We start from the raw sequence: 24,886 nt of genomic DNA on the forward strand, positions 1-24,886 counted from the left end.
CGGTTTCGGCCGCGAGACAACGGGACACCGGAGAAATGGTTGCGATGACGTGCTTTATCAACACGGCGCCATTGAGGCCGGCACCTGGCACACAATGCCGTGAGCACCGAGAGAATACTCCGGAGGCTCTACCGCAACGCACAATCCCGTGTTACTTTTGACCTGTGTCATTTTTTCAATGACCGCTCACCTCCAGAGCGGGTGGACGTCTCCCACGTCTCACCCGCATCTTTTTTCAAGCAGATTCAATTTTATGACCGATTCCGCCGTCTCTTTCGATTCCGCTCGCGATCGTTCAGTCTCTCCCGTCGCCGACGCCACTTCCAGCCTCTCGCCGCTCGCAATCCTCCTGATCGAGATTGCGCTTGCCGTCGGTGGATTTGGCATCGGCACCGGCGAGTTCGTCATCATGGGGCTTCTGCCCGACGTGGCGTCGACGTTCGAAGTCAGCATCCCCACCGCAGGCTACGTCATCAGCGCCTATGCACTGGGCGTCGTCATCGGCGCGCCGGTTATCGCAATCCTTTCCGCCCGCCTGCCGCGCCGGACGCTGCTTCTCTGCCTGATGGGTCTGTTTGCAGTGGGCAATACCCTCAGTGCGCTGGCGCCGACCTTCTGGAGCTTTACCGCCCTGCGCTTCATCACCGGCCTGCCGCATGGCGCCTATTTCGGCGTCGCCTCGCTGGTTGCCGCATCCATGGTGCCGCCCAACAAACGCGCCCGCGCCGTCGGCCGCGTCATGCTCGGGCTGACCATCGCGACGCTTGCCGGCACGCCGCTTGCCACCTTCATGGGGCAGATGCTCAGCTGGCGTGCCGCCTTCTTCCTCGTCGGCGGCATCGGCGCGCTGACCGTTGCATTGCTCTGGTATTTCCAACCCCGCGACAAAGTGCAGGAAGGGGCGAGCATCCGGCGAGAGCTCAGCGCTTTCGGCCGCAGCCAGGTGTGGCTGACGCTCGGCATCGCCGCGATCGGCTTCGGCGGCATGTTCTCCGTCTTCAGCTACATCGCCTCGACGACGACACAAACCGCCCAGTTGCCGGTCGGCATGGTCTCGATCGTGCTTGCGCTCTTCGGCATCGGCATGAATGTCGGCAATATCGTCGGCTCCAGGCTGGCCGACATATCGCTGAAGGGCACGATCGGCGGCTCGATGGTCTTCTATATCGTGGTGATGCTCGCCTTCGCGCTCTTTGCTCACCATCCGATCGCGCTCTATATCACCGTCTTCCTGGTCGGCTGCGGTTTTGCCCCGGGTCCGGCACTGCAGACGCGGCTGATGGATGTGGCGGCCGACGCGCAGACGCTTGCTGCCGCATCCAATCACTCCGCCTTCAACGTCGCCAATGCGCTCGGCGCCTGGCTCGGCGGGCTGGTCATATCCTGGGGCTGGGGTTTTGCCGCAACGGGTTATGTCGGCGCATTCCTGTCGCTGCTCGGGCTCGGCATTTTTGCCGTCTCGGTAGTGCTCGAAAAGAAGAACGCCCAAGCCTGACCGAATTGCTGGGCGTCCCCCCTCACCCCGCCTCCGCTGCGCTCCGCGGACTTCTCCCCAAAAGGGGGAGAGGGATTAACGAAACGACGCAGCCGCTCTCCCTTCGCCCCTCGGGGAGAAGGTGGCCCGAAGGGCCGGATGAGAGGGCGGCCTCTCAGGACTCAAGCCGCCTCTAAGGCGACCTGTTCCTCCGGCGCAACCACGAACTTCTTTCCGTCACGGCAAATAACGTGTTCCTTGCCCCAGACGCGCAGTGCCGTAATCACCGGCTCCAGGCTGAGGCCCAGCGGCGTCAGCGTGTAATCGACACGCGGCGGCACGACCGCAAACACCGTCCGCTCCAGCAGCCCCGCCTCTTCGAGCTCCCTCAGCTGTTTGGTCAGCATGCGCTGCGTCACCGACGGGATGCGGCGGCGAAGCTCGTTGAAGCGCAGCGTCCCGTTTTCGAGCAGATGATAAAGGATCACGCCCTTCCATTTGCCGTCGAGAAAACCCAGCGTCGATTCGACGGGGCAGCCGGGGAAATTGTCGGTGAGCTTGGCACGCGGCTTCGACATCCGGATATCCTTTCACGGTATACTTTTGGGTACTATACACCAAAAATGTGCATTCTTGCGCCGGCAAACCATACGGGCCATCTAGTCTCCAGGCAACAAATGCCATTCACGAACGAAGGAGATTTTCATGCGCGCCGTCGGCTTCAACGCACCGCAGCCCATTACCGCCGAAACTTCGCTGATCGACATCGATCTGCCGATGCCGGAAGCGGCCGGCCGCGACCTGCTGGTCGAAATCAAGTCGGTGTCCGTCAACCCGGTCGACACGAAGGTCCGCGCTTCAGCGCCTGTCGAACCTGGCCAGCACCGGGTCCTGGGCTATGACGCAGCGGGTGTCGTCAAGGCAGTCGGATCGGACGTGAAGCTCTTCAAGCCGGGCGACGAGGTCTATTACGCCGGCGCGATCAACCGGCCCGGCACCAATGCCGAGTTCCATCTGGTCGACGAGCGGATTGTCGGCTTCAAGCCGAAGACGTTGAGCTTTGAGGAAGCCGCCGCGCTGCCACTCACCGCGATCACCGCTTACGAGACCCTCTTCCATCGCATGAAGGTGCAGGACAAGGTGCCGGGCGCCTGGAACGCGGTGCTCGTCATCGGCGGCGCCGGCGGCGTCGGTTCGATCGCCATTCAGCTCCTGCGAGAGCTTTCCGACGTCACCGTGATCGGCACCGGCTCCCGACCGGAAACGCAGGCCTGGATCAAGGACCTCGGCGCCCATCACGTGCTCGATCATTCGAAGCCGCTTGCCAAGCAGCTGGCGGAACTGGCAATCGGCGCGCCGGGTTTCGTCTTTTCGACCACCCATACCGACCAGCATGTCAAAGACGTACTCGAACTGATTGCCCCGCAGGGCCGGTTCGCGCTGATCGACGATCCGAAGGAGGCGATGGACATCCGTCCGTTCAAGAGCAAGTCGCTTTCGATCCATTGGGAAATGATGTTCGCCCGGCCAGTATGGCAGACGGCCGACATGATCGAGCAACACAAGCTTCTCAACCACGTGGCCGAATTGGTGGACGCAGGAAAGATCCGCACCACCCTTTCCGAGACGCTCGGCCCGATCAATTCTTCAAACCTGAAGAAGGCGCATGCGATGATCGAGAGCAACCGCACCAAGGGCAAGCTGGTGCTGTCAGGCTTCTAATCGGGATAGGGGGGAGCCTATTGGCTCCGCCCCTCCCACACCACCCGGCATGCGGGTCCGCACCGGGCGGTTGGAGCAGTTGAGGTCGTCAGGCCCGTAGTTCTCCCGGCCTGGCGCCTGGGTTTGCTTATTCTGGTTCGGCGGATTTGATTTCTCGCTGCCGTGGCCCTTCGGGCTTCACCCTATCTTCCAGGTCGGCGAGCTTCGCTGACGCGACCATCTGAGACCATTCAAATCCGATAACCAACGGCTCTCCCTTCCGCTCCTTCGGCCCTTCGTTCGCGCAAGGCGCTCCCTACTACGGCCTCTGCTGACTTCTCGCTCCGGCTCGACACCGTCGCCCTTTCAGGCACAAGGCGAGATCTCCCCAGGTAAGAACGCATTCCTTCGCTGCACGACCGCCGGATTTACGCCACCGCCCCTTGGTCACAAGAGCTTCGCGGAATGTTGCCCGCTCGCCCTGGTCGGCACCGCCTCATATCCGGTTCTTGTCCATCGGCCCGCAGGTTCGATCCACGCTTCCTCCCCACGGTCGGTCGCCCTTCCGCAGTTGCGCTTCACTTCGCTCGCCATGACCAGCTTACGGTGGGACTTCCACCCACAAGAATGCGCCCATGCTGGGCGCACAACGCGAAAGGCCGCCGTGGCTGAAACGGCGGGCTTTCTTTGTCAGGCCTTAGAACGTCTCAGGCCTGGATGACGACGACCCTTGCGCCGACCTTGACGCGTTCATAGAGGTCGATGACGTCGTGATTCATCATGCGGATGCAACCGCTCGACATGGCGTGGCCGATCGATTCTGGCTGATTGGTGCCGTGGATGCGGAAGTGGGTGTCGTTGCCGCCGCGGTAGAGATACATGGCACGGGCACCCAGCGGATTGTTCGGGCCGCCCGGCATGCCGCCTGCGAGCTTCCGGTAGCGCGCCTCCCGGCGCTGCATGTTGGCCGTCGGCGTCCAGGTCGGCCATTCCGCCTTGCGCCCGACATAGGCATTGCCGGCAAGCGCAAGGCCCGCCCGGCCGACGCCGACGCCGTAACGGATCGCCCGGCCGTTACCGAGAACATAGTAAGCGCGGCGAGCGGGCGTATCGACAACCACCGTGCCGGCCGGATGCGTCGTTTCATAGGCGACTTCCTGACGGCGCAGTTCGGGCTTGATCTTCTCGGCCGGTACCGCCTTCAGCGGAAACTGCTCGTTCGGCAGGGCTGCGTAGTTCGTATACTGCGGAACGGTGGAGGCGCAGCCCGCCAGCATCAGCGGCAGACCGACCAGGAAACCGCGACGGGAGATCGACATGAATGTGTCCTTGGTGCGTCAAGATGGTGACGCAACTTAAGGAGATTATGGTTAATGAAGTGATAAGGCGGATCGCTGCGAACACGTAACTGACGCAAAACGTAAAGCTACCGGTACCCCGGAGAGCTTGTCGCGGCATCAAGGGAACAGCGGTCGAGAATCAGTCTCCACCGCCTTGCTCACATATTCGGATAAACCGGCCCTTCGCCGCCCTGGGGCGGGACCCAGTTGATGTTCTGGTTGGGGTCCTTGATGTCGCAGGTCTTGCAGTGGACGCAGTTCTGCGCGTTGATGACGTAGACCTGCTCGCCGTCCTTCTCCACCCATTCGTAAACGCCGGCCGGACAGTAACGCGTCGAAGGGCCCGCGAAAACCTCGAGTTCAGAACGCTTCTGCAGGTCCATGTCCTTGACCTGCAGATGCACCGGCTGGTCTTCCTCGTGGTTGGTATTCGAGAGAAAGACCGAGGAAAGCCGGTCGAAGGTCAGCACGCCATCGGGCTTCGGATAATCGATCCTGCTGTGCTTTGCCGCCGGCTCCAGGCTCTCGGCATCGGTCTTGCCGTGCTTCATGGTGCCGAAGAGGGACAGGCCGAAAAGCTGGTTGGTCCACATGTCGAGGCCGCCAAGCGCGATACCAAGCCCCGTTCCGAGCTTCGACCAGAGCGGCTTGACGTTTCTGACCCGCTTCAGATCCGTGCCGATCGCGGTCTGGCGCCATTCGGTCTCGATCTCGATCGGCTCGTCGTTTGCCCGGCCGGCGGCAATCGCCGCGGCAATCTTGTCGGCAGCGAGCATGCCCGACAGAACCGCATTGTGGCTGCCCTTGATGCGGGGAACGTTGACGAGACCGGCCGAACAGCCGATCAGGGCGCCGCCTGGGAAGGATAGTTTCGGCACCGACTGGTAACCGCCCTCGGTGATGGCGCGGGCGCCGTAGGAGAGACGCTTGCCGCCTTCGAAGGTGGCGCGTATCGCCGGATGCGTCTTGAAGCGCTGGAACTCCTCGAACGGATAAAGATAGGGGTTCTTGTAGTTCAAATGCACCACGAACCCGACGGCGACGAGGTTGTCTTCCAGGTGGTAGAGGAAGGAACCGCCGCCCGTCTTCATGCCGAGCGGCCAGCCGAACGAATGCTGCACCAGGCCTGGCTTGTGGTTCTCCGGCTTCACCTGCCAGAGCTCCTTCAGCCCGATCCCGTATTTCTGCGGCTCCCGGTCGTCCTGCAGACCGAAGCGCAGGATCAGTTGCTTGGCGAGCGAACCGCGCACACCTTCGCCGATCAGCACATATTTGCCGTGAAGCTCCATGCCGCGGGTGAAGTTCGGACCCGGCTCGCCATTCTTCTCGATACCCATGTCGCCGGTGGCGACGCCGATCACGGCACCCTGGTCATTGTAGAGCACTTCTGTCGCGGCAAAACCCGGATAGATTTCGACGCCCAGCGCCTCCGCCTTTTCGGCGAGCCAGCGACAGACGTTTCCGAGCGAGACGATGTAGTTGCCATGGTTGTTCATCAAAGGCGGCATGGCGAAGTTCGGCAGGCGGACGGAACCGGCCGGCCCTAAGAACAGGAACTGGTCGTCGGTGACCGGCGTCTTGAAAGGATGCCCCTCATCCTGCCGCCAGTCCGGCAAAAGCTTGTCGATGCCGACAGGATCCACCACCGCGCCGGAGAGAATATGCGCGCCGACTTCCGAGCCTTTTTCCAAGACAACGACGGTCAGTTCCGGATTGATCTGCTTCAGGCGGATCGCCGCCGAAAGACCCGCCGGCCCGGCGCCGACGATCACCACGTCGAATTCCATCGATTCGCGTTCGGGAAGTTCCTGCTCGCTCATTTCCAACTCCGCTCGCCGGCCCCTCCCGGCTCATATTCAGGCACCTGTCTTGACAAAAGCGACCCGGTTTGTCGAGGCGGGAAAGCGTCTTCACCCTTGCCATTCGCGCAAACTGCGTTTCGCTTTTCTCATATTACTTTTACGTGCACGTCAATTATAGCAATGAGACCCACGAAAGCAAGATCGGCCTTTCCCGACTCCGCGGCGCTGTTATAAAGGCCGATATCGATGACAGAATTGGCGAAGGAACCACATCATGGATCTCGGAATTTCGGGCAAACGCGCCCTTGTGCTTGCCTCGTCACGCGGGCTCGGCCTCGGCATCGCCAGGGCGCTTGCCGCCGAAGGTGCGAATGTGCTGCTGGTCGGCCGTTCCGGAGACAGGCTTGCTGAAAACTGCAAGGTGATCAATGCCGAGGGCAAGGGAAAGGCCGACTGGGTCTGGGGCGACCTTTCCGAACTGAATTTCGTCGAGACGATGACCACGGCTGTGAAGGAAAAACTCGGTGGCATCGACATCCTCGTCAACAATACCGGCGGCCCGACGCCCGGCACCTCGGAGGAAATGACGGCGGACAAGCTCGACACTTTCTTCCAGTCCATGGTGCTGCGCGTCATCACGCTGACCAATGCCCTCCTGCCGCAGATGAAGGAACAAGGATGGGGGCGTATCCTGACGGTCGCCTCCTCCGGCGTTTTTGAACCCATCCCCAATCTGGCACTATCCAATACGCTGCGGTCGGCCCTGGTCGGCTGGAACAAGACGCTCGCGGTGGAAGTAGCGGGCCACGGGATCACCGCCAATATGCTGCTTCCCGGCCGCATCCACACCGACCGCATCGACGAACTGGACGGGGCGAATGCCAAGCGTACCGGAAAGTCGCTGGAGGAAATCCGCGCGGCATCGGTCAAATCGATCCCCGCCGGTCGTCTCGGCAAGGTGGAGGAATTTGCGGCAGCCGGCGCCTTCCTGTGCTCGGTACCGGCAAGCTATGTCACGGGTACGATGCTTCGTGTCGACGGCGGCGCTTCCCGCTCGATCTGACTGGCTGCGGCGAGCCGCGCCAAACCCAAAAGCTAAACATTGAATCGAATTGCGGTCCCGGCATTTCCGGGATCGCAATAGGACGGCGATAGGAATTGGGCAGGCCCCAACTCACAGGATCGCCGGCATGATCGAAAGCATTTCCGGGGCCGCCGAAGCTCCCTCCCCGAGTAGTCCCGCAACGGCCGCGCGGACGCCGACCTCCACGGCTGCGGCAATCGCCCAGACGCTTGCGGTTGAGCAAGTGGAGACAGCATTTCTCGGAACCCGGCAAGCGGCCACGCGGTACGCGTCCGAGACCGCGGCGCTTGCGAACAAGTCCACCATGCTTCATGCGCGCAGCCTGGAAGCGGTGGACGATGTGGTTGTCCGTAATCTCCTGGACAGCCTCTCGCCGGCGAGCCGCATCATTGGTAGCTTCTTCCTGACCGATGGCGAAGACCCAGCGCCGAAATCCTTGATTGCCACCTATTACGAAGACGTCTGACATCGACCCACCGCGCAATCACATTTGCCGGCGCCGATACGAAAGCCTATGATCCCCAAAATCCCCGGCTCGGAGGTCTCACATGAAATTCGCCAGACCGGCACTCGTCATCCTAGGCATTCTCCTGACCCTCATTGGCATCCTGTGGATCAGCCAGGGCAGCGGGATATTTCCCTATCCGGCGGCAAGTTTCATGATCAACCAGACGCCCTGGATCGCCAATGGCGCGATTGCGGTGATCGTCGGGCTCGGGATCATCTGGCTTGCGCGGCGTGTTCTCCGCTAACGGTGCGGCAGGTAACCTTAACGAATAACCAGAACACCAGACTCCGTTTGCCTTAGCCCCCTCCAATGTCGTTTATAGAAGGCGCAATGCATTGCCAAAGTCGGCGCTCAGCGCTGCGGGCGGCCGGGTCAGGGGGTGACCCGGCCGCTTTCGATATCAGGGGTACGCGGCCTAGGGAAAGCGAGGAGCGTTTTGCCCGGAGTTCAGAACTTTTCCGCCAGTTTCGGAAAGTCCTGAATCAGCGAATCCCGCACAACAAAGCTGATCGGCTTGTCACTATGCCGTTTTGTATCGACCAGCAGCCTTGCGAAGATGACGCGGCGCTCATCCTTCATCGCCCAGCCAACGAACCAGCCGAGCGGGCGCGCATAATCCGCCTTGCCGGCCTTGTCGCGCAGCCAGCCTGATCCGGTCTTACCCTGGATATCCCAGCCTTCGCCTGCTTCGAAATGCGGGACGATGGCGAGCGTCATGTCGACGGCATGCTCGGAGATCGGCAGGCCTCCGTTGAGGAAGCGGCGCAGGAATTGCACCTGCTCGTCCGGCGAGATCTTCAAGGACGACATCAGCCAGGATTCGGTCAGGCCGTCGGTCTTGCCGGGGCCGCCGGAGACATCGCGATTGCCGTAGCCGAAACGCTGGATGTAATCTGCAAACGTCCCTTTTCCGAGCTTGCGGGCGATCTCCTGCGAATACCAGACGACCGATTCCTTTTCCCAGATCAGCGGATCGACATCCTTCTTGACCCGCTCCGGTCCGCCGAACTTCGCCTGGTATTTCCAGCGGGGGTTCTGGGGGTCGGTCAGGATGCCGGCGTCATAGCCCATCATGGCCAAAGGCAGTTTGAAGGTCGATTGCGGATAAAAACCCTGGTCGCAGGTGCCCTGGCGGTAGAGAGCATCGCCGCTCTCCTGGTCGATGATTACGGTGCAGCGGATCGGCTCCGCCGCCCGGATCGTAGTGCAATCCAGCAAAGCAACGGTAATTCCGAGCGAAAATGCAAGAAGAAAGGAATTTCTGAAAGCCATCGAGATGCTCCAAGTGTGGTGACCGGGCCTTTTTAGGCCGGCTTGCGAGCCCCGATCAAACGATGATATCTGCGGGCAGACATGAATCAAACTAGGGCATTGCCATGGTCCGGCCGTATTTGCCGCTGAACGCGCTGCGCGCCTTCGAGGCGGGTGCGCGTCACCTCTCCTTCACCCGGGCGGCGATCGAGCTGAACGTCACGCAGGCGGCCGTCAGCCATCAGGTGAAGCTTCTGGAGCAGCGGCTCGGCGTGACGCTGTTCCGCCGCCTGCCGCGCGGGCTGATGATCACTGAGGAAGGGCTCGCGCTCCTGCCGGCACTGCAGGATTCGTTCGACCGAATGGCGGCAATGCTGGAGCGCTTTGAAGACGGGCATGTGCGCGAGGTGCTGAAGCTTGGCGCAGTCGGTACGCTCGCGGTCGGCTGGTTGCTGCCCCGGCTTGCCGATTTCCGGGAGAAGTATCCGTTCATCGACTTGAGGCTCTCCACCAACAACAACCGCGTCGACATCGCCGCGGAAGGGCTCGACTACACCATCAAGTTCGGCAACGGTGCCTGGCACGATATCGAGGCGGAAGCGCTCTTCGAAGCACCCCTTTCGGTGCTCTCCATTCCGTCGATCGCAAGGCAGCTGAAAGCTCCGGAGGACGTGGCGCACCAGACGCTGCTGCGCTCTTACCGCGCCGACGAATGGCCGAGCTGGTTCGAGGAGGCAGGCGTCTCCCCGCCGCCGATCCGCGGCATGGTGTTCGACAGCTCGGTGCTGATGGTCGAGGCGGCCTTGCAGGGCGCCGGCGTGGCGCTCGCCCCACCGCTGATGTTTTCCCGACAGCTCGCCGCCGGCATCATCGAACAACCCTTCGATATCTACATATCCAAGGGCAGCTACTGGCTGACGCGGCTCAAATCCCGGTCGGTCACGCCGGCCATGGAAATGTTCCGCAACTGGCTTGCCGGAATGGCTGCGGAGACGCGAGGTCAGTTGAAAATCTAGGGCCGCCAGGGTTGCCATCCGCCTTCCCTTGTGCGATCACGCGCCCTCTCAAAATTTCCTGGGCGCGAGCAGCGCCCTTTTTGCGTTCGGAACCTTGTGGGTTTCGGTTCAACGATCTTCGATGGATAAAAGGAGCACGGCCATGGCACGGGCGCTCGGGCTTGATTTCGGCACGACCAATACGGTTCTGGCGCTTGCCGACGGCGGCAGCGCCACGCATTCCATGCACTTTACCAGCAGCGCGGGCGAGAGCGATATGATGCGCACCGCGCTTTCCTTCATGAAGGACCCGGTGATGGGGGCGCAGGCGCTGAAGGTCGAGGCCGGACAGGCGGCGATCCGCCAGTTCATCGACAATCCCGGCGACTGCCGTTTCCTGCAGTCGATCAAGACCTTTGCGGCAAGTGCGCTCTTCCAGGGCACTCTGATCTTCGCGCGCCGGCATGTCTTCGAAGACCTGATGGAGATCTTCCTCAAGCGTCTCAAGACCTATGCAGACGACAATTGGCCCTCGGAGATTTCCCGCGTCATCGCCGGCCGGCCGGTGCATTTTGCCGGAGCCAACCCGGACCCGAAGCTCGCCACCGAACGCTACAACGAGGCTTTGACGCGGCTCGGCTTTCCGGAAATCCACTATGTCTACGAGCCCGTGGCGGCGGCCTATTATTTCGCCCAGACGCTGAAAAGCGATGCCAACGTGCTGGTTGCCGATTTCGGCGGCGGCACAACCGACTATTCGCTGATCCGTTTCGAGCGCAAGGCAGGCAAGCTGACGGCGACGCCCATCGGTCATTCCGGCGTCGGCATTGCCGGCGATCATTTCGACTACCGGATGATCGACAATCTGGTGGCGCCCGAAATCGGCAAGGGCAGCAAGTTCAAGAGTTTCGACAAGGTACTGGACGTGCCGGCCGGCTACTACGCCAATTTCGGCCGCTGGAACCAGCTGTCGATCTTCAAGACCACACGCGAATTCACCGATTTGAAATCGCTGGTGCGTTCTGCGCTCGACCCGGACAAACTGGAACTCTTCATCGATCTCGTCGAACATGACGAGGGCTACCCGCTCTATCAGGCGATCTCTGCGACCAAGATGGCGCTGTCCGGCGCTGAAGAAGCCGAATTCAACTTCGCGCCGCTCGGCAAAGCCGGCCGCAAGCTGGTGACACGGGCCGATTTCGAGACGTGGATCGCCGACGATCTTGCCCGCATCGAGGGCGCGCTTGACGAGGTGCTGGAAAAGACGAATACGCGGCCTGCAGAAATCGACAAGGTGTTCCTGACCGGCGGCACGTCCTTCGTGCCGGCCGTGCGCGGCATCTTCACTCGGCGCTTCGAGGCTTCGAGGATCGAAAGCGGCGGCGAACTGCTATCGATTGCGCATGGCTTGGCCTTGATCGGAGAGAGCGACAACGTCCAGCAATGGGCGGCGTGACTTCCCTCGGAGCCTGCGGTTCGCTAGGGTGAGATCGATGAACGCCGCCAAGGATCTCGATACGCCGGAGCTTCGTGCCCTTCTGCATTTCTATGCGGATTCGGGGGTAGAATGGCTTGTCGAGGACGAACCGGTCGACCGGTTTGCGCAATTCGCTGCGCAGAAGGCGGCGCAGGCCGAGGCAAAAATGCCGGCGACGGCGCGCCAGCAGCCGGTGCAGGGTGAAACCGCTCCCTTGTCCCGAGCCGCGAGCGCTCCTGCACCCGCACAGGGTCGCACCGCTCCGACCCCCCGGCCCGCCACCGGATCGGCGCCGCCCTCGGTCGCCGTTCCGGACGGCGAGGCCGTTGCCTCGGCCCGCTTTGCGGCGGAAAGCGCCCGGTCGCTGCCGGAACTCAAGACGGCGCTCGAAGCCTTCAACGGCTGCAACCTCAAGAACGGCGCCCGCTCCACCGTTTTTGCGAGCGGCGATCCCGGCTCGGGCATCATGGTGATCGGCCCGATGCCGAATGCCGACGACGACCGTGACGGCATTCCCTTTTCAGGGCGGCAGGGCCAGCTCCTGGATAGAATGCTCGGCGCAATCGGTCTTTCGCGCCAGGCGGTCATGCTCAGCAATGTAATTCCCTGGCGGCCACCCGGCAGCCGCATGCCCTCAGACGCCGAACTCGAGATATGCCGGCCCTTCCTCGAGCGACAGGTGGCGCTTTCGGAACCTAAACTGCTCCTGCTGCTCGGCAATTTTCCCGCCCGCTTTTTCTTCGGCGGCAATGGGACGATCCACTCGCTGCGTGGAGAATGGCGCGATATTTCGTTCGGCGGCATTAGTCTTCCGGCGATCGCAACCCTGCATCCGCAGGAGCTTCTGGCTGCCCCCGCCAACAAGGCGCTCGCCTGGCAGGATCTGCTGACGTTCAAAATGCGGCTTTCCGCCTCTTAACCGCCCGCTTTTCAGGCAAGTCCGACCTGAAGGGGCACAAGGTTACCAAATTATGAAAAGCGTCATGCATTTAGCGCATGGCAGCGCAGCGTTTTGTTGCATTGCAGAATCAATGTTGCATTGCAATATATGGATTGTGTCTTGGGAGGAATTCTAGGTTTAAGGAACCAAGGCCATGACTACCCGCTTCCGTCCGATCCATTCGGGCTTCGAAACCCTTCGCATCGCCGGCATGCCGCCGCGCTCGACGCAGGGTTATCATCATTTCGGTTCAGCCACCAACGAGCAGATGACATCGCGCGCCATGGCGCGTCCGATGGGCGTTGCCCGTCCCGCTGCCGTCTTCGCGGATTTCCGCGAGCGCTGATCAAACCGACAAGGAAGCCATCATGACAACTGCCCTCCTCCATCCGATCCGGACGCTGCGCGAAAACCTGTCTCAGATCGGCGCTGCCGTAAATGCCTCGCGCGAATATAGCCGCGCCGGCGCCATACGTGCCAGCGCCGAGAAGGTCAATCCCCTCACGGCGGCAATCCCGCTCTGATCTGAACGGTTCTTCAGGTCCCGGCACCCGGCGGCGATGCCTTGCGCGCCGCCTTTCGCTCGAGCCCGAGCTGGTGCTCTCGGTAAATGATGAATATCCCCGCCGAGACCGTGATTGCCGTTCCGACGAGCATGCTGACGGTCGGCACATCTCCGAACAGAACATAGGCGATGCCGATCCCCAGCAGGATCGACGTATATTCGAAGGGCGCGACGGTCGAAACGTCGGCGTTGCGATAGCTTTCGGTCAAAAGCAGCTGTCCGATGCCGCCGCAGAATCCGGCTCCAACGAGAAAGAGCTTTTGCTCCACCGTCAGGGGAGCCCAGCCGAACGGCAGGCTGACCAGGGAGAAGACCGCCGCCGTCAGCGAGAAATAGAGAACGATGGTCGAGGTCTTCTCGGTGCGGACGAGCTGGCGTGTCTGGACCAGCGCAAAACCTGCCAGGACTGCCGACAAAATCACCGCGGCGGCTCCGACCGCCTGCTCCGATCCCATGCCGCCCTCATTGAACATGGTCAGTTTCGGCCACGAAATGATCACCACTCCGACCATGCCGATCGCCACCGCGGTCCATCGATAGATGCGCACCGTTTCCTTCAGGACGATGGCCGCAAAGACCACCGCCAGCAGCGGCGTCGAATAACCGAGCGCAATGGCATCCGGCATCGGAAGGTGCACCAGGCCGTAAAACCCGCATGCCATGGAGAGGATGCCGAAGAAACCGCGCTTGAGGTGGCCCGGAAGACTTTCGGTGTGGAAACCGCGCTGGAGTTCACGCTGAGCGGCGAGATAAACCAGGATCGGCACGAGCGCGAAGGCAGACCGGTAGAATGTGATCTGGCCGGCAGGAACACCTGCGCCCGCCGACTTGATGCAGGTTTGCATCATCACGAAAACGACGACGGAGGAAACTTTGAACATGATTCCCCGAAGGGGATTCAGGGCGTCGGCAGCCATAAACAGAACTCTTGGAAGATTTTTGGCCGCGTCAATACGGAGCCTGGCAGGAGGTTCGGAGGGTCACTTTGCCGTCAAAGTAACTCAAAAGTGCGGCGCACGCGATCAAAACCGGTGATAGGTCTATGAATATCCGTGACCGGATAAATACGTGCGGGAATATACGGAGCCGTATGAGTTTATAATTTAGCGAAAATTTCAACAATCGTTTAGCATTGCGTGCAACTATGCCCGCGGCAATGGGACGCCGATCAATTCAAGGGATTACCGAAAGGCTCCCGACGCCACATTGAAGAGCCGGTTCAGGAAGAAACATGCGAACAGATACGGGCCAGATCGTTCATCTGGCAGATTACCGCCCCACCGATTTCATCCTGGAACGCGTCGATCTGACGTTCGAGCTCGATCCGACCAATACCAAGGTCGAGGCCAGGCTGATCTTCCACCGCCGCGAGGGTGTCGATCCGTCCGTCCCTCTGGCGCTCGATGGCGACGAGCTGTCGCTTTCCGGCCTCCTGCTCGACCAAAACGAAGTACCGGCCGGCCAGTACGACGTGACGCCGGAAAGCCTGACAATCCGCGATCTGCCCGCGGAGGCTCCCTTCGAGATCACCGTTACGACGTTCATCAATCCCGAAGCCAACACGCAGCTGATGGGCCTCTACCGCACCAACGGCATCTATTGCACCCAGTGCGAGGCGGAAGGTTTCCGGCGCATCACCTATTTCCCCGACCGGCCGGATGTGCTGGCGCCCTATACGATCACCATCATCGGCGACAAGGCCGCCAACCCGGTCATGCTGTCGAACGGTAATTTCCTCGGCGGCGCGGGTTACGACGAGGGCCGCGCGTTTGCCGCGTGGTTCGACCCGCATCCGAAACCAAGCTACCTCTTCGCACTGGTCGCCGGCGATCTCGGCGTCGTTGAAGACACGTTCGTCACCATGTCCGAACGTGAAGTGGCGCTGAAGATCTATGTTGAGCACGGCAAGGAAGCTCGCGCGGCCTACGCCATGGACGCGCTGAAGCGCTCGATGAAATGGGACGAGGAGCGGTTCGGCCGCGAATACGATCTTGACATCTTCATGATCGTCGCCGTCTCGGACTTCAACATGGGGGCCATGGAAAACAAGGGCCTCAACGTCTTTAACGACAAATATGTGCTGGCCGACCCTGAAACGGCGACTGACCAGGATTATGCCAATATCGAGGCGATCATCGCGCACGAATATTTCCACAACTGGACCGGCAACCGCATCACCTGCCGCGACTGGTTCCAACTCTGCCTCAAGGAAGGCCTGACGGTCTATCGCGACCACGAGTTTTCAGCGGACCAGCGTTCGCGCCCGGTGAAGCGCATTGCCGAAGTGCGGCACCTGAAGTCGGAGCAGTTTCCGGAGGATGCCGGGCCGCTGGCCCATCCCGTCCGCCCGACCAAATATCGCGAGATCAACAATTTCTACACGACGACCGTCTACGAAAAAGGTTCGGAAGTCACCCGGATGATCGCCACGCTTCTCGGCCGCGACGATTTCAAGGCCGGCATGGACCTTTATTTCGAGCGCCATGACGGGCAGGCCGCAACGGTCGAGGATTTCGTCAAATGCTTCGAGGATGCCAGCGGCCGCGACCTGACGCAGTTCTCGCTCTGGTACCATCAGGCAGGCACCCCGCTCGTGACGGCTTCCGGCGGTTACGACCAGTCGAACGGCACCTTCACGCTGTCTCTGGAGCAGATGATCCCTGCGACGCCCGGCCAGGCGGCCAAGGAGCCGATGCATATCCCGCTGTCTTTCGCGCTGATCCTCGACAACGGCTCTCTCGCAACGCCCACCGCCGTCAAGGGCGGTGAGGTCACCGGCGACGTGCTGCACCTGACGGACCGCAAGCAGACTTTCACCTTCTCGGGAATCTCCTCACGTCCCGTCCTTTCGCTCAACCGGTCCTTCTCGGCGCCGATCAACCTGCATTTCGATCAGGCACCGGCCGATCTCGCCCATATTGCCCGCCATGACACCGACCTCTTCGCCCGTTGGCAGGCACTCACCGATCTTGCCATGCCGAACCTGATGAAGGCGGCACGCGACGCCTGCGACGGCAAGGAGATCACCTGTGATCAGGCCCTGATCTCGGCCCTTCTCGAGGCCGCGGCAGACGACAAGCTCGAGCCGGCCTTCCGTGCCCAGGCGCTGACGCTTCCAAGCGAGTCCGACATCGCTCGCGAACTGGGCAGCAACAACGATCCCGATGCGATCCATCGCGGACGCCACGCCGTGCTTGATGCGATAGCGAAGGCTGGAGAAAAGATCTTTCTGCGGCTTTTCGAAGAGATGGCGATTCCCGGCCCCTATAGGCCGGATGCGGCGAGCGCCGGCAAGCGTTCGCTCAGGAACAGCGCGCTTTCCTATCTCACCTATGCGGAGGGAACGCCTGCCCGCGCGGCGGAGGCTTTCGGTTCGGCCGACAACATGACCGACCTGGCGCAGGCGCTCACGCTGCTTGCCAACCGCTTCCCCGATTCGTCCGAGACGACGGCGGCGCTTGCGAGCTTCCTGACCCGCTTCGACGGCAACCCTCTGGTCATCGACAAGTGGTTCTCGATCCAGGCGACCATTCCCGGCGCCGGAGCCTTGACCCGCGTAAAGGGACTGATGGAGAACCCCCGTTTCGTCGCCACCAATCCGAACCGCGTCCGCGCCCTGATCGGCACCTTCGCTTTCTCCAACCCGACGGGCTTCAACCGCGCCGACGGAGAAGCCTACCGGTTCCTCGCCGAGCAGATCCTGGCAATCGACCCGAAGAACCCGCAACTCGCCGCCCGCATCCTCACATCGATGCGCTCCTGGCGTTCGCTGGAGCCCGTTCGTGCCGATCACGCGCGTTTGGCACTCGGGGCGATCGAACGCGCCTCGGCGCTGTCGACGGATGTCCGGGATATCGTCGAGCGCATGCTCAAGGGCTGACGAAAAATGCCGCCACGGGCACTCCCGCGGTGGCGCTTCTCCTCACGCCGCTAATGCGCTGCCCGCAGACTCGGGCGAATCGCATTGAAATCAAAGTGTTAAAAAAATCTTATCAACCCTCTGGACACGAAGAATCACTAATGATTCATTAAGTCAGATTCGGGCGAGCGGCGCGTCGAATCACCACGAGGGACTACATGAGAACGATGGCGGACGTGCAGCGGGCAACCGCGGCCGAGGGGCGGCTGCGTTTCAAATTTCCGAGCTTTTCGAGTTTGAAGCACGTCATCCCAGACGAGGCTCGGCTTTCGGTTCAGCCCATATCGCGGCAGATGCCGCGGGTGGAGCTAGTTCTGAAGCGGTCGATCCCTCTCCTCATTATCGCCTTCCTCTCCGTTGTCGCGGCGTCTCGCATTCTCGGTATCATAGCCGAGCATGGACGAATGGAAGATGGCGCGCAGCAATCGACCGCGCTCATGGCTATGGCGGCGAAGGCGGCCTTGTCGTCCGAGCCCTTCGACTTTTCCGTCAACAACCGTACGATGGCGGAAACGCGCGTTGGCGCCGTTCTGCCGTCGCCTCAGCTTCGGGCCGATGCCTTCATTCTGCTCGTCGATGATGCCGGGTACATCTTCGGCGGGTCCGGACAGGTGGCCGCCTATGTCGGGCGGCGTCTCACATCCGTCCTGCCGGAAACCGCAGCTCTGCGCCGGCTTGGCGAAGACAATAGCGTCATCGAGACCTATTTCGGCGCTGTCCCGCACTATGCTGCGATCCAGCCTATCGGCAGCGAAGGCGCGCTGATCGTCGCGGCCCATTCGCTTGAAAGCATCAACCGCTTCTGGCGGCACGAAGTCTCGCTCAACGTGACGCTTTTCACCGGCATTTCCGCAATTCTGCTCATTATCCTCTACGCCTACTACATGCAGGTGAGACGGGCGCGCGAGGCGGACGACGTCTTCGTGGAATCGAACCTGCGTATCGAGACCGCATTGTCGCGCGGACGCTGCGGCCTGTGGGATTTCGACGTCACCAACCGGCGCCTGTTCTGGTCGGGCTCCATGTACGAGATGCTCGGCCTGCCGCCCGCCGGCAACGTCATTTCCTTCGCCGACGCAGCACGGATGATGCATCCGAGCGACGGCAATATCTACGCGCTTGCCCGGGCGATCAGCCGCAGCAACGCCAAACAGGTCGATCAGGTCTTCCGCATGCGCCATGCCGCCGGCCACTATGTCTGGATGCGAGCGCGTGCCCAGGTGGTGAAGACCTCCGCCGGTCGCACCCATGTCATCGGCATCGCAATGGACGTCACCGAGCAGCACCGCCTCGCCCAGCGTTATGCGGAAGCGGATCAGCGCCTGGCCGACGCGATCGAATGCACCTCGGAAGCCTTCGTGCTGTGGGACAAGAACGACCGGCTGGTCATGTGCAATACCCATTTCCAGCAGGCTTACGGATTGCCGGACAGCGTGCTGGTGCCCGGCACCGAACGTACCGCCGTCAACGCTGCGGCAGCGCGTCCTGTCATCGAACGCCGTGTCGCCGATCCGGACGGGAGCGGCATGTCCCGCACCACCGAAGTGCAGCTTGCCGACGAGCGCTGGCTGCAGATCAACGAGCGGCGCACCCGCGACGGCGGGCTTGTCTCCGTCGGCACCGACATCACGCTGCTGAAACGCCACCAGGAGCGGCTGCGCGACAGCGAGCGCCGGCTGATGGCAACGATCGGCGATCTTTCCTCGTCGCAGAAGAAACTGGAGCGACAGAAGGCCGAGCTTTCCACCGCCAATGCCAATTATCAGGCGGAAAAGGAGCGCGCCGAAGCCGCGAACAAGGCGAAATCCGAGTTCCTCGCCAATATGTCGCACGAGCTGCGGACGCCGTTGAACGCCATCCTGGGCTTCTCGGAAATCCTGATGAACGGCATGTTCGGCCCGCTCGGTTCGCCAAAATACATGGAATATTCCAAGGACATTCACGACAGCGGCAAACACCTCCTGAACGTCATCAGCGACATTCTCGACATGTCGAAGATCGAGGCCGGCCACATGCGCATCCAGTGCGAAGCCGTGGACCTGAAGCCGCTCATCGAGGAAAGCCTGCGCCTGACATCGGTCGCGGCCCAGGATAAGGCGATCACCATTCAGCGGCGCCTGTGCGACGATCTCAACATGGGCGGCGACCGCCGCGCGCTGAAACAGGTGATGCTGAACCTCCTGTCCAATGCCGTGAAATTCACCAATGAGGGCGGCAAGATCGAATTGCGGGCGCGCCGGCTGGAGAAGGGCGTGCTGCTCACCATCGCCGACACCGGCATCGGCATACCGAAGGAATCGCTTAACAAGATCGGTCAGCCGTTCGAGCAGGTGCAGAGCCAATATGCAAAGAGCAAAGGCGGTTCCGGCCTTGGCCTCGCCATCTCCCGCTCGCTGATCACGCTGCACGGCGGCACCATGCGGATCCGGTCCAAGGTCGGTGAAGGCACCGTCGTTTCGCTGCACATTCCAGACCTGCCGTTTCCGGTCGCCATGAGACGGTCTGCCTGAAACCGACCCACTGGCTGAGGCGCGGGAGCGGCAGGGGCGATCCCGCCGCATCCGCACCGTAGCAAGTGGTCAGAGATCGCGGGTGATATCGGGGTTTGTCAGCCAGCCCAAAACCGGTTCGTCGGATTTGCCATTCTTGGTCACAAAAACATCTTCGCATCCCTTCACCGCCAGCATCGCCGCACGCGCATCGGCAAGCGTGGCGTCTTCCTTGACGAAAACGAAGCGCTTGGCAATCTCGCAGATGGTCTGGTCACCCGCCTGATGGCTGAGCAACTCGGTAAGGCTTGCTGCGGACGGGCTGTCTGCAGGTGCCTGCCCCGCTTCCGCGAGTCTGGACTGGTCGGCGATGAACCGATTGAGCGTGCTTTCATGGATCACGTATTTGATCGTACCGCGCGGCGTGAAGATCAGGACGCGCGAATAACCTTCACCGACAAGCGCTGTTAGATCACCGACCAGAATCGCCTTTTCGTCCTCTCCCTCCTTGAGCTGAAGGGCCTTGATCGAGCCTCGAGGTTTCATCGCCTGTCGGACTGGCGTTTGAGCCAGGCGCTGCTCCGGCGTCAATCTGTCGACAATCCGATTGACCGCCTCATTGGCCTCCTTGAAATTCTCCCGGGTAAAATAGAATGTCAGGATAGTTCCCACCCAGGTGCCGAAAAGCGGCGCAAGCACATTGAAGACCTCTCGTCCGGGACCAGTCACCTGGGCAAGCGACCAAAAGGCGGTCAGCAACAAACCGAAAAAGGACGATATAAAGACCAGCGCCGCGAGGTGGTTCTTGAAGTTCCTTTCCCACCATCCTTCGGCGACTGCAATTCCGCCCTCACCTGCATTCCCCATTGATCCCTCCATAAAACAACCATCGAGGGAATTATGCACCTTTTAATCAAACTTAAAAGGTGTAACAATTTATAAGGGAATTATCCTTTCGATACCACAACCTTCTGAAATATTGTGCGCACAGCAGTGGACAGACGCTTGACCTCGCCCTCAAGCGTTCCGATGTCCGGGCAGTCGCCGGCGCGGCAGATGCGCTCCACAAGGCCGGTCGGAGCATCGCCCGGATCGAAAGGCCCGTCGACGCAAAGCCGGATGATCTGGGACAGTTCCGTGAAGAGCCCGAGGGCCTCCAGGCAGGCTTCAAGGTCGCCGGGTTTCATCAACGTCTCGCCCACCGCCTTCAAGGTCTCTCCGGTGCTGAGCCCATAGGTATCAGCCGTGAGGCCCTTTGCCGGCGCGATCAGCCTGAGATATTGCGCAATGAATTCGATATCGATCAGTCCGCCGGGGATGAGCTTGAAATCCCAGATGTCGCGCGGCGGCTTTTCCTTTTCGATCAGTTCGCGCATTTCGGCCACGTCCGCGGCCACCTTTCCGACCTCCCTTTCCGCCGCCAGCACCTCCCGGATAACATCCCTCGCCTCGTCGACGAGACTGGCCTCGCCACAGATGAGCCGCGCCCGCGTCAGGGCCATATGCTCCCAGGTCCAGGCCTCCTCGCGTTGATATTTGCCAAAGGCGTTGATGCGGGTGGCGACCGGCCCCTTGTTGCCGGAAGGCCGCAGCCTAAGGTCAACTTCGAATATCACCCCTTCGGCCATGGGCGCAGAGAGAGCCGCGATCAGGCGCTGGGTCAGGCGCGTGAAATAGCGAGTGGAATCGAGCGGCTTCGCGCCTTCGCTTTCCATCGCTTCGCTGTCGTAGTCGTAGAGCAGAATGAGGTCGACGTCTGATCCGGCCGTCAGTTCGAAGCTGCCGAGCTTGCCCATGCCCATGACGGCCACCCTGCCGCCCGGATAGGTCCCATGCGCAGCTTCGATCTCCCGCACCACTGCGTTCAGAGCCGCTTCGATCAGGAGATCGGCGAGATGGGTAAAGCCGCGTGCAGCCTGCACGCCGGAAATTGCACCGGTCAGGAGCCGGATGCCGATGAGAAAACGCTGTTCGGCAGCAAAGATGCGCAGACGGTCGAGCTGCTCCTCGTAGTGTCTGGCTCCGCTGATAAAAGTCGTCAATCGCTGGGAAAGATAGTCCCGCGTCGGCAGTTCCGTCATCATGCCGGGATCCAACATGCCGTCGAAGACATGCGGCTTGGAGGCGATAATGTCGGCAAGCCGCGGCGCCGACGACATGATCGTGACGATAAGCGCAAGTAGCGGCGGATTGTTGCCGATCAGCGAGAAAAGCTGGATGCCGGCCGGCAGCCCCTTCAGGAAATGGTCGAAACGCAGAAGGGCTTCGTCTGCCCGCTGGCTTTCCCCGAAGGCTTTCAGGAGAGCCGGCATCAACTCGGTCAGCCGTTCGCGCGATTCGACGGATTGGGTTGCCCGGTAACGGCCATAGTGCCAGGTGCGAATGACGCGCGATATGTCGGCTGGCCGCTCGAAGCCGAGGGCCGCGAGCGTCTTCAGCGTTCCCGGATCGTCCTGCTGGCCGGTGAAGACGAGGTTGCCGTCGCCGCCGGAAAGCTTCGCCTCCTGTTCGAAAAGCCGCGCATAACGCTTCTCCACAGCCCGCAGCACCTCTTCCAGCCGGGCCGAAAAACTCGCGGCATCGGGAAAGCCCAGCATGAAGGCGATGCGTTTTAGCTCCGCATCCGTGCCGGGAAGGTCATGGGTCTGCTCGTCGTGCACCATCTGGATGCGGTGCTCGACATCCCGCAGGAACCAATAGCAGTCCGTCAATTCTGCCGCGATTTCGGGCGTGATCCACCTGGCATCCGCCAGCGCCTTGAGCGCCGCTTCGGTTTCGCGGGCGCGAAGCGGTGGCATCCGCCCGCCGGCGATCAGCTGCTGGGTCTGGGCAAAGAATTCGATCTCGCGGATACCGCCCCGGCCGAGCTTCACGTCGTGACCCTTCACGGTGATCGCGCCGTGTCCCTTGTGCACGTGGATCTGCCGCTTGATCGAATGGATATCGGCAATTGCCGCATAGTCCAGATATTTGCGGAAGACGAAAGGCGTCAGCAGCCGCATGAAGTTTTCGCCTGCAGCGATGTCGCCGGCAATCGGCCGGGCCTTGATGAAGGCGGCCCGCTCCCAGTTCTGCCCCCTGCCTTCGTAGTAGATCAGCGCCGCGTCGAGCGAGACGGCAAGCGGCGTCGAACCGGGATCGGGACGCAGGCGCAGGTCGGTGCGGAAAACATAACCGTCAGCCGTTCTCTCCTGCAGGATGCGGATCAGACGCCGCATCATCCGGCCGTAGGTTTCGGAAGCGTCGAGAGGGTCGGTAAGGATGCCGGCCTCCGGATCGAAAAAAACGACGATGTCGATATCGGAGGAATAATTGAGTTCGCGGCCGCCAAGCTTGCCCATACCGAGCACGATCAGACCGGAATCCTTGCTTGGATTATCCGGGTCAGGAATTTTGAGCTTGCCGCTCTCCTGACCGGCGAGCAAAAGGTGGTCGATTGCGGCGGCCACGCAGGCGTCGGCCATCGCACTCAACCATCGGGTTGTGTCGCTTGCGGAAAAGACGCGCGCGAGATCGGCAAGGGCGACCAGAAAGCTCAGGCCTCGCTTCGCGGTTCGCAGCGCGGTCATCACCTCGTTTTCGGAAGGCGTCTTGCCGTCTCTGGGCCGCCAGGCATTCCGCGCTGAATCGACCAGCCGGTCCAATGCCGGCTCCAGCGGCTCGGTGACCGCGGTGACAAGAAGCGCTGGGGAAACGGCCGCTGTATCGCGCAGATAGGGCGACAGCGTGAAAGCCGCGATGATGAATTCCTTGAGCGCGCTATCCGCCTTCAGCAATTCCGCAAGGAGCGGCTCGGTCTTGGCGATATCCCTCAGCCCGGCGGCGACCGATTTTGCTTCCGCCTGGTTCAGCGGCCGAATGATCTCCGCCTTGACCCAATCCAGCCGGCTCTGCTTTTCCGCCACGATATCCCTCCTCGAATCTCGCCTTGCCCTCTCCCAATTAGGGCTTCGGCGCGGGAAAGACCATGGTCGCGGTAAGGCCGGGCGCTTCCTTGTCGCTCTCGTCGGTGGCGGAAAGCTCGAGCGAGCCGCCATGTAACTCCATCACCGCCTCGACCAGCGACAGGCCAAGACCGGTGCCCGGTTTCGAACGGCTTTCGTCGAGGCGCACGAAGCGTTTCGTCACCTCCTGGCGCTTGTCGCGGGGAATACCCGGTCCGTGGTCGCATACGGAGAGGCGGAACGATCCGTTCTGTCCCGAAAGCCTTACGCAGATTTTCTTTTCGCCCTTGCCTTCGGCGGCATATTTGACCGCATTGTCGAGCAGGTTAAAGATCGCCTGCCCGATCAGTTCGCGATTGCCCTGAACCACCAGACCCGGCTGCAGTTCGGTCGTCAGAGAAAGGCCCGCTTCCTCCGCCACGGGCTCATAGAGCTCGGCGCTATCGCCGGAAATCGCCGAAAGATCGACCTCCGACATCTCCGCCGCGATGGAACCGGCTTCAACTCTCGAAATCATCAGCAGAGCGTTGAACGTCCGGATGAGCTGATCGGATTCGCCGATGATGCCCTCGAGAGCGGTCCGCCGTACATCGTCGCGTCCTTCTGCCAGCGCATCGGCGGCCTTGTTGCGCAATCTGGTCAGCGGCGTCTTCAGGTCGTGGGCGATGTTGTCCGAAACCTGGCGCAGTCCCTCGTTCAGCTTCTCGATACGCCCGAGCATGGCGTTCAGTGAATCCGACAGACGGTCGAATTCGTCGCCGGACTTGCCGATGGGCAGGCGCTGGGAGAGGTCGCCGGCCATGATCTTCTGGCTTGCCGCCGACATCCGGTCGATACGTTTCAGCGCGTTGCGGCCGATGCCGAACCAGATCACCAGCGCGCCTATTCCCATGATGGTCAGAGCCACCATCAGGGCCCGCCGCACGATGCCTCGGAAGCGCCCGGGATCGCCGAGGTCACGTCCAATCATCACCCTCAGGCCGTTATCCAGACGCAAGACATTGGCAACCGCCATGTGACGGCCGGGGCGGCTGACTTCCGCATAGGGCTCGTAGCTGAAAGGAAATCCCGTCCAGCCCTGCTCGTCGAGGACACCCGGCTGCACCGAAGCGACATTGCCGGCGAGCATCTCGCCATTCGGGCCGGCGATCACGTAAAGATTGGCGCCGGGCTGGCGGGCGCGACGCTCGATCATGCGCAAAAGAAGATTGATCCCTCCGCGTTCATAGGCGCGCTGAACATCTTGCACTTCTTCCTGCAGCGTCTGGCGCGTCTGCTGGGCGAGCAGGCGCTCGGACATGGCCGTCACGTAGACGACCAGAAAAGCGGCACACAGTGCAAAGAGCAGGATATAGAGCGCCGACAGCCGCACGGCCGTCGAGCGGAACATCAGACGG

The 24,886-nt window shown here is 61.5% G+C and carries 20 protein-coding genes; 12 read left to right on the forward strand and 8 right to left on the reverse strand.

Features of this window, described 5'->3' with window-relative positions; genetic code table 11:
* The first annotated feature begins 253 nt into the window (after positions 1-253).
* The gene (locus tag C5L12_RS08555; RefSeq protein WP_105371627.1) at positions 254-1,495 is read left to right on the forward strand and encodes an MFS transporter; all 1,242 of its coding nucleotides are present in this window, start codon (positions 254-256) and stop codon (positions 1,493-1,495) included.
* A 161-nt stretch (positions 1,496-1,656) separates the two neighbouring features.
* On the opposite strand, the gene C5L12_RS08560 is transcribed toward C5L12_RS08555, so the two are convergent.
* Positions 1,657-2,052, reverse strand: coding sequence for a winged helix-turn-helix transcriptional regulator (locus C5L12_RS08560; RefSeq protein WP_105371628.1), 396 nt, complete (start codon positions 2,050-2,052; stop codon positions 1,657-1,659).
* 127 nt (positions 2,053-2,179) lie between these two features.
* On the opposite strand from C5L12_RS08560, the gene C5L12_RS08565 reads away from it, so the two are divergent.
* Positions 2,180-3,196 (forward strand): zinc-binding alcohol dehydrogenase family protein, encoded by a 1,017-nt coding sequence (locus C5L12_RS08565; RefSeq protein ID WP_105371629.1) that lies wholly within the window; start codon positions 2,180-2,182, stop codon positions 3,194-3,196.
* A gap of 686 nt (positions 3,197-3,882) precedes the next feature.
* On the opposite strand, the gene C5L12_RS08575 is transcribed toward C5L12_RS08565, so the two are convergent.
* Together C5L12_RS08575 and C5L12_RS08580 are read right to left on the reverse strand one after the other, a co-directional pair.
* Positions 3,883-4,494: a L,D-transpeptidase gene (locus tag C5L12_RS08575; RefSeq protein ID WP_105371630.1), complete on the reverse strand. Its 612-nt coding sequence runs from the start codon at positions 4,492-4,494 to the stop codon at positions 3,883-3,885.
* A 179-nt stretch (positions 4,495-4,673) separates the two neighbouring features.
* Positions 4,674-6,335, reverse strand: coding sequence for an electron transfer flavoprotein-ubiquinone oxidoreductase (locus C5L12_RS08580; RefSeq protein WP_105371631.1), 1,662 nt, complete (start codon positions 6,333-6,335; stop codon positions 4,674-4,676).
* Between the two features lie 256 nt (positions 6,336-6,591).
* Between C5L12_RS08580 and C5L12_RS08585 the strand changes: the two genes are divergently transcribed.
* The 3 genes from C5L12_RS08585 (at position 6,592) to C5L12_RS08595 (ending at position 8,153) form a co-directional block, all read left to right on the forward strand.
* Complete coding sequence (locus tag C5L12_RS08585; protein WP_105371632.1) at positions 6,592-7,380, forward strand: SDR family oxidoreductase; 789 nt, start codon at positions 6,592-6,594, stop codon at positions 7,378-7,380.
* Between the two features lie 127 nt (positions 7,381-7,507).
* A complete protein-coding gene (locus C5L12_RS08590; protein ID WP_105371633.1) occupies positions 7,508-7,867 on the forward strand; it encodes a hypothetical protein in 360 nt (119 codons plus the stop codon).
* Between the two features lie 82 nt (positions 7,868-7,949).
* A complete protein-coding gene (locus C5L12_RS08595) occupies positions 7,950-8,153 on the forward strand; it encodes a hypothetical protein (protein ID WP_105371634.1) in 204 nt (67 codons plus the stop codon).
* Positions 8,154-8,356: 203 nt separating this feature from the next.
* Here C5L12_RS08595 and blaOXA read toward each other — a convergent pair whose 3' ends face one another.
* A complete protein-coding gene (gene blaOXA, locus C5L12_RS08600; RefSeq protein ID WP_105371635.1) occupies positions 8,357-9,181 on the reverse strand; it encodes a class D beta-lactamase in 825 nt (274 codons plus the stop codon).
* 104 nt (positions 9,182-9,285) lie between these two features.
* Between blaOXA and C5L12_RS08605 the strand changes: the two genes are divergently transcribed.
* The 5 genes from C5L12_RS08605 to C5L12_RS28075 all read left to right on the forward strand — a co-directional run bounded on the left by C5L12_RS08605 (position 9,286) and on the right by C5L12_RS28075 (position 13,096).
* Positions 9,286-10,176, forward strand: coding sequence for a LysR family transcriptional regulator (locus C5L12_RS08605; RefSeq protein ID WP_105371636.1), 891 nt, complete (start codon positions 9,286-9,288; stop codon positions 10,174-10,176).
* A 142-nt stretch (positions 10,177-10,318) separates the two neighbouring features.
* Positions 10,319-11,611 (forward strand): Hsp70 family protein, encoded by a 1,293-nt coding sequence (locus C5L12_RS08610; RefSeq protein ID WP_105371637.1) that lies wholly within the window; start codon positions 10,319-10,321, stop codon positions 11,609-11,611.
* Between the two features lie 37 nt (positions 11,612-11,648).
* The gene (locus C5L12_RS08615; protein WP_105371638.1) at positions 11,649-12,551 is read left to right on the forward strand and encodes a uracil-DNA glycosylase; all 903 of its coding nucleotides are present in this window, start codon (positions 11,649-11,651) and stop codon (positions 12,549-12,551) included.
* Positions 12,552-12,726: 175 nt separating this feature from the next.
* Positions 12,727-12,918, forward strand: a complete 192-nt coding sequence (locus C5L12_RS08620) for a hypothetical protein (RefSeq protein WP_105371639.1) — start codon at positions 12,727-12,729, stop codon at positions 12,916-12,918.
* Between the two features lie 22 nt (positions 12,919-12,940).
* Entirely contained in the window at positions 12,941-13,096 is a 156-nt protein-coding gene (locus C5L12_RS28075; protein ID WP_157949006.1) for a hypothetical protein, read from the forward strand.
* Positions 13,097-13,109: 13 nt separating this feature from the next.
* On the opposite strand, the gene C5L12_RS08625 is transcribed toward C5L12_RS28075, so the two are convergent.
* The gene (locus C5L12_RS08625) at positions 13,110-14,054 is read right to left on the reverse strand and encodes a DMT family transporter (RefSeq protein ID WP_105371640.1); all 945 of its coding nucleotides are present in this window, start codon (positions 14,052-14,054) and stop codon (positions 13,110-13,112) included.
* Between the two features lie 314 nt (positions 14,055-14,368).
* On the opposite strand from C5L12_RS08625, the gene pepN reads away from it, so the two are divergent.
* Positions 14,369-17,017: an aminopeptidase N gene (gene pepN, locus C5L12_RS08630; RefSeq protein ID WP_105371641.1), complete on the forward strand. Its 2,649-nt coding sequence runs from the start codon at positions 14,369-14,371 to the stop codon at positions 17,015-17,017.
* A 206-nt stretch (positions 17,018-17,223) separates the two neighbouring features.
* Positions 17,224-19,566, forward strand: a complete 2,343-nt coding sequence (locus tag C5L12_RS08635) for a PAS domain-containing sensor histidine kinase (protein WP_105371642.1) — start codon at positions 17,224-17,226, stop codon at positions 19,564-19,566.
* A gap of 69 nt (positions 19,567-19,635) precedes the next feature.
* Here C5L12_RS08635 and C5L12_RS08640 read toward each other — a convergent pair whose 3' ends face one another.
* The 3 genes from C5L12_RS08640 to C5L12_RS08650 all read right to left on the reverse strand — a co-directional run bounded on the left by C5L12_RS08640 (position 19,636) and on the right by C5L12_RS08650 (position 24,879).
* Complete coding sequence (locus C5L12_RS08640; protein ID WP_105371643.1) at positions 19,636-20,412, reverse strand: hypothetical protein; 777 nt, start codon at positions 20,410-20,412, stop codon at positions 19,636-19,638.
* Positions 20,413-20,492: 80 nt separating this feature from the next.
* Positions 20,493-23,453: a bifunctional [glutamine synthetase] adenylyltransferase/[glutamine synthetase]-adenylyl-L-tyrosine phosphorylase gene (locus C5L12_RS08645; protein ID WP_425350766.1), complete on the reverse strand. Its 2,961-nt coding sequence runs from the start codon at positions 23,451-23,453 to the stop codon at positions 20,493-20,495.
* Positions 23,454-23,487: 34 nt separating this feature from the next.
* Entirely contained in the window at positions 23,488-24,879 is a 1,392-nt protein-coding gene (locus C5L12_RS08650; protein ID WP_170109073.1) for a sensor histidine kinase, read from the reverse strand.
* Positions 24,880-24,886: the final 7 nt, after the last annotated feature.

The organism is Neorhizobium huautlense (assembly GCF_002968575.1).
Classification (GTDB): domain Bacteria; phylum Pseudomonadota; class Alphaproteobacteria; order Rhizobiales; family Rhizobiaceae; genus Neorhizobium; species Neorhizobium huautlense.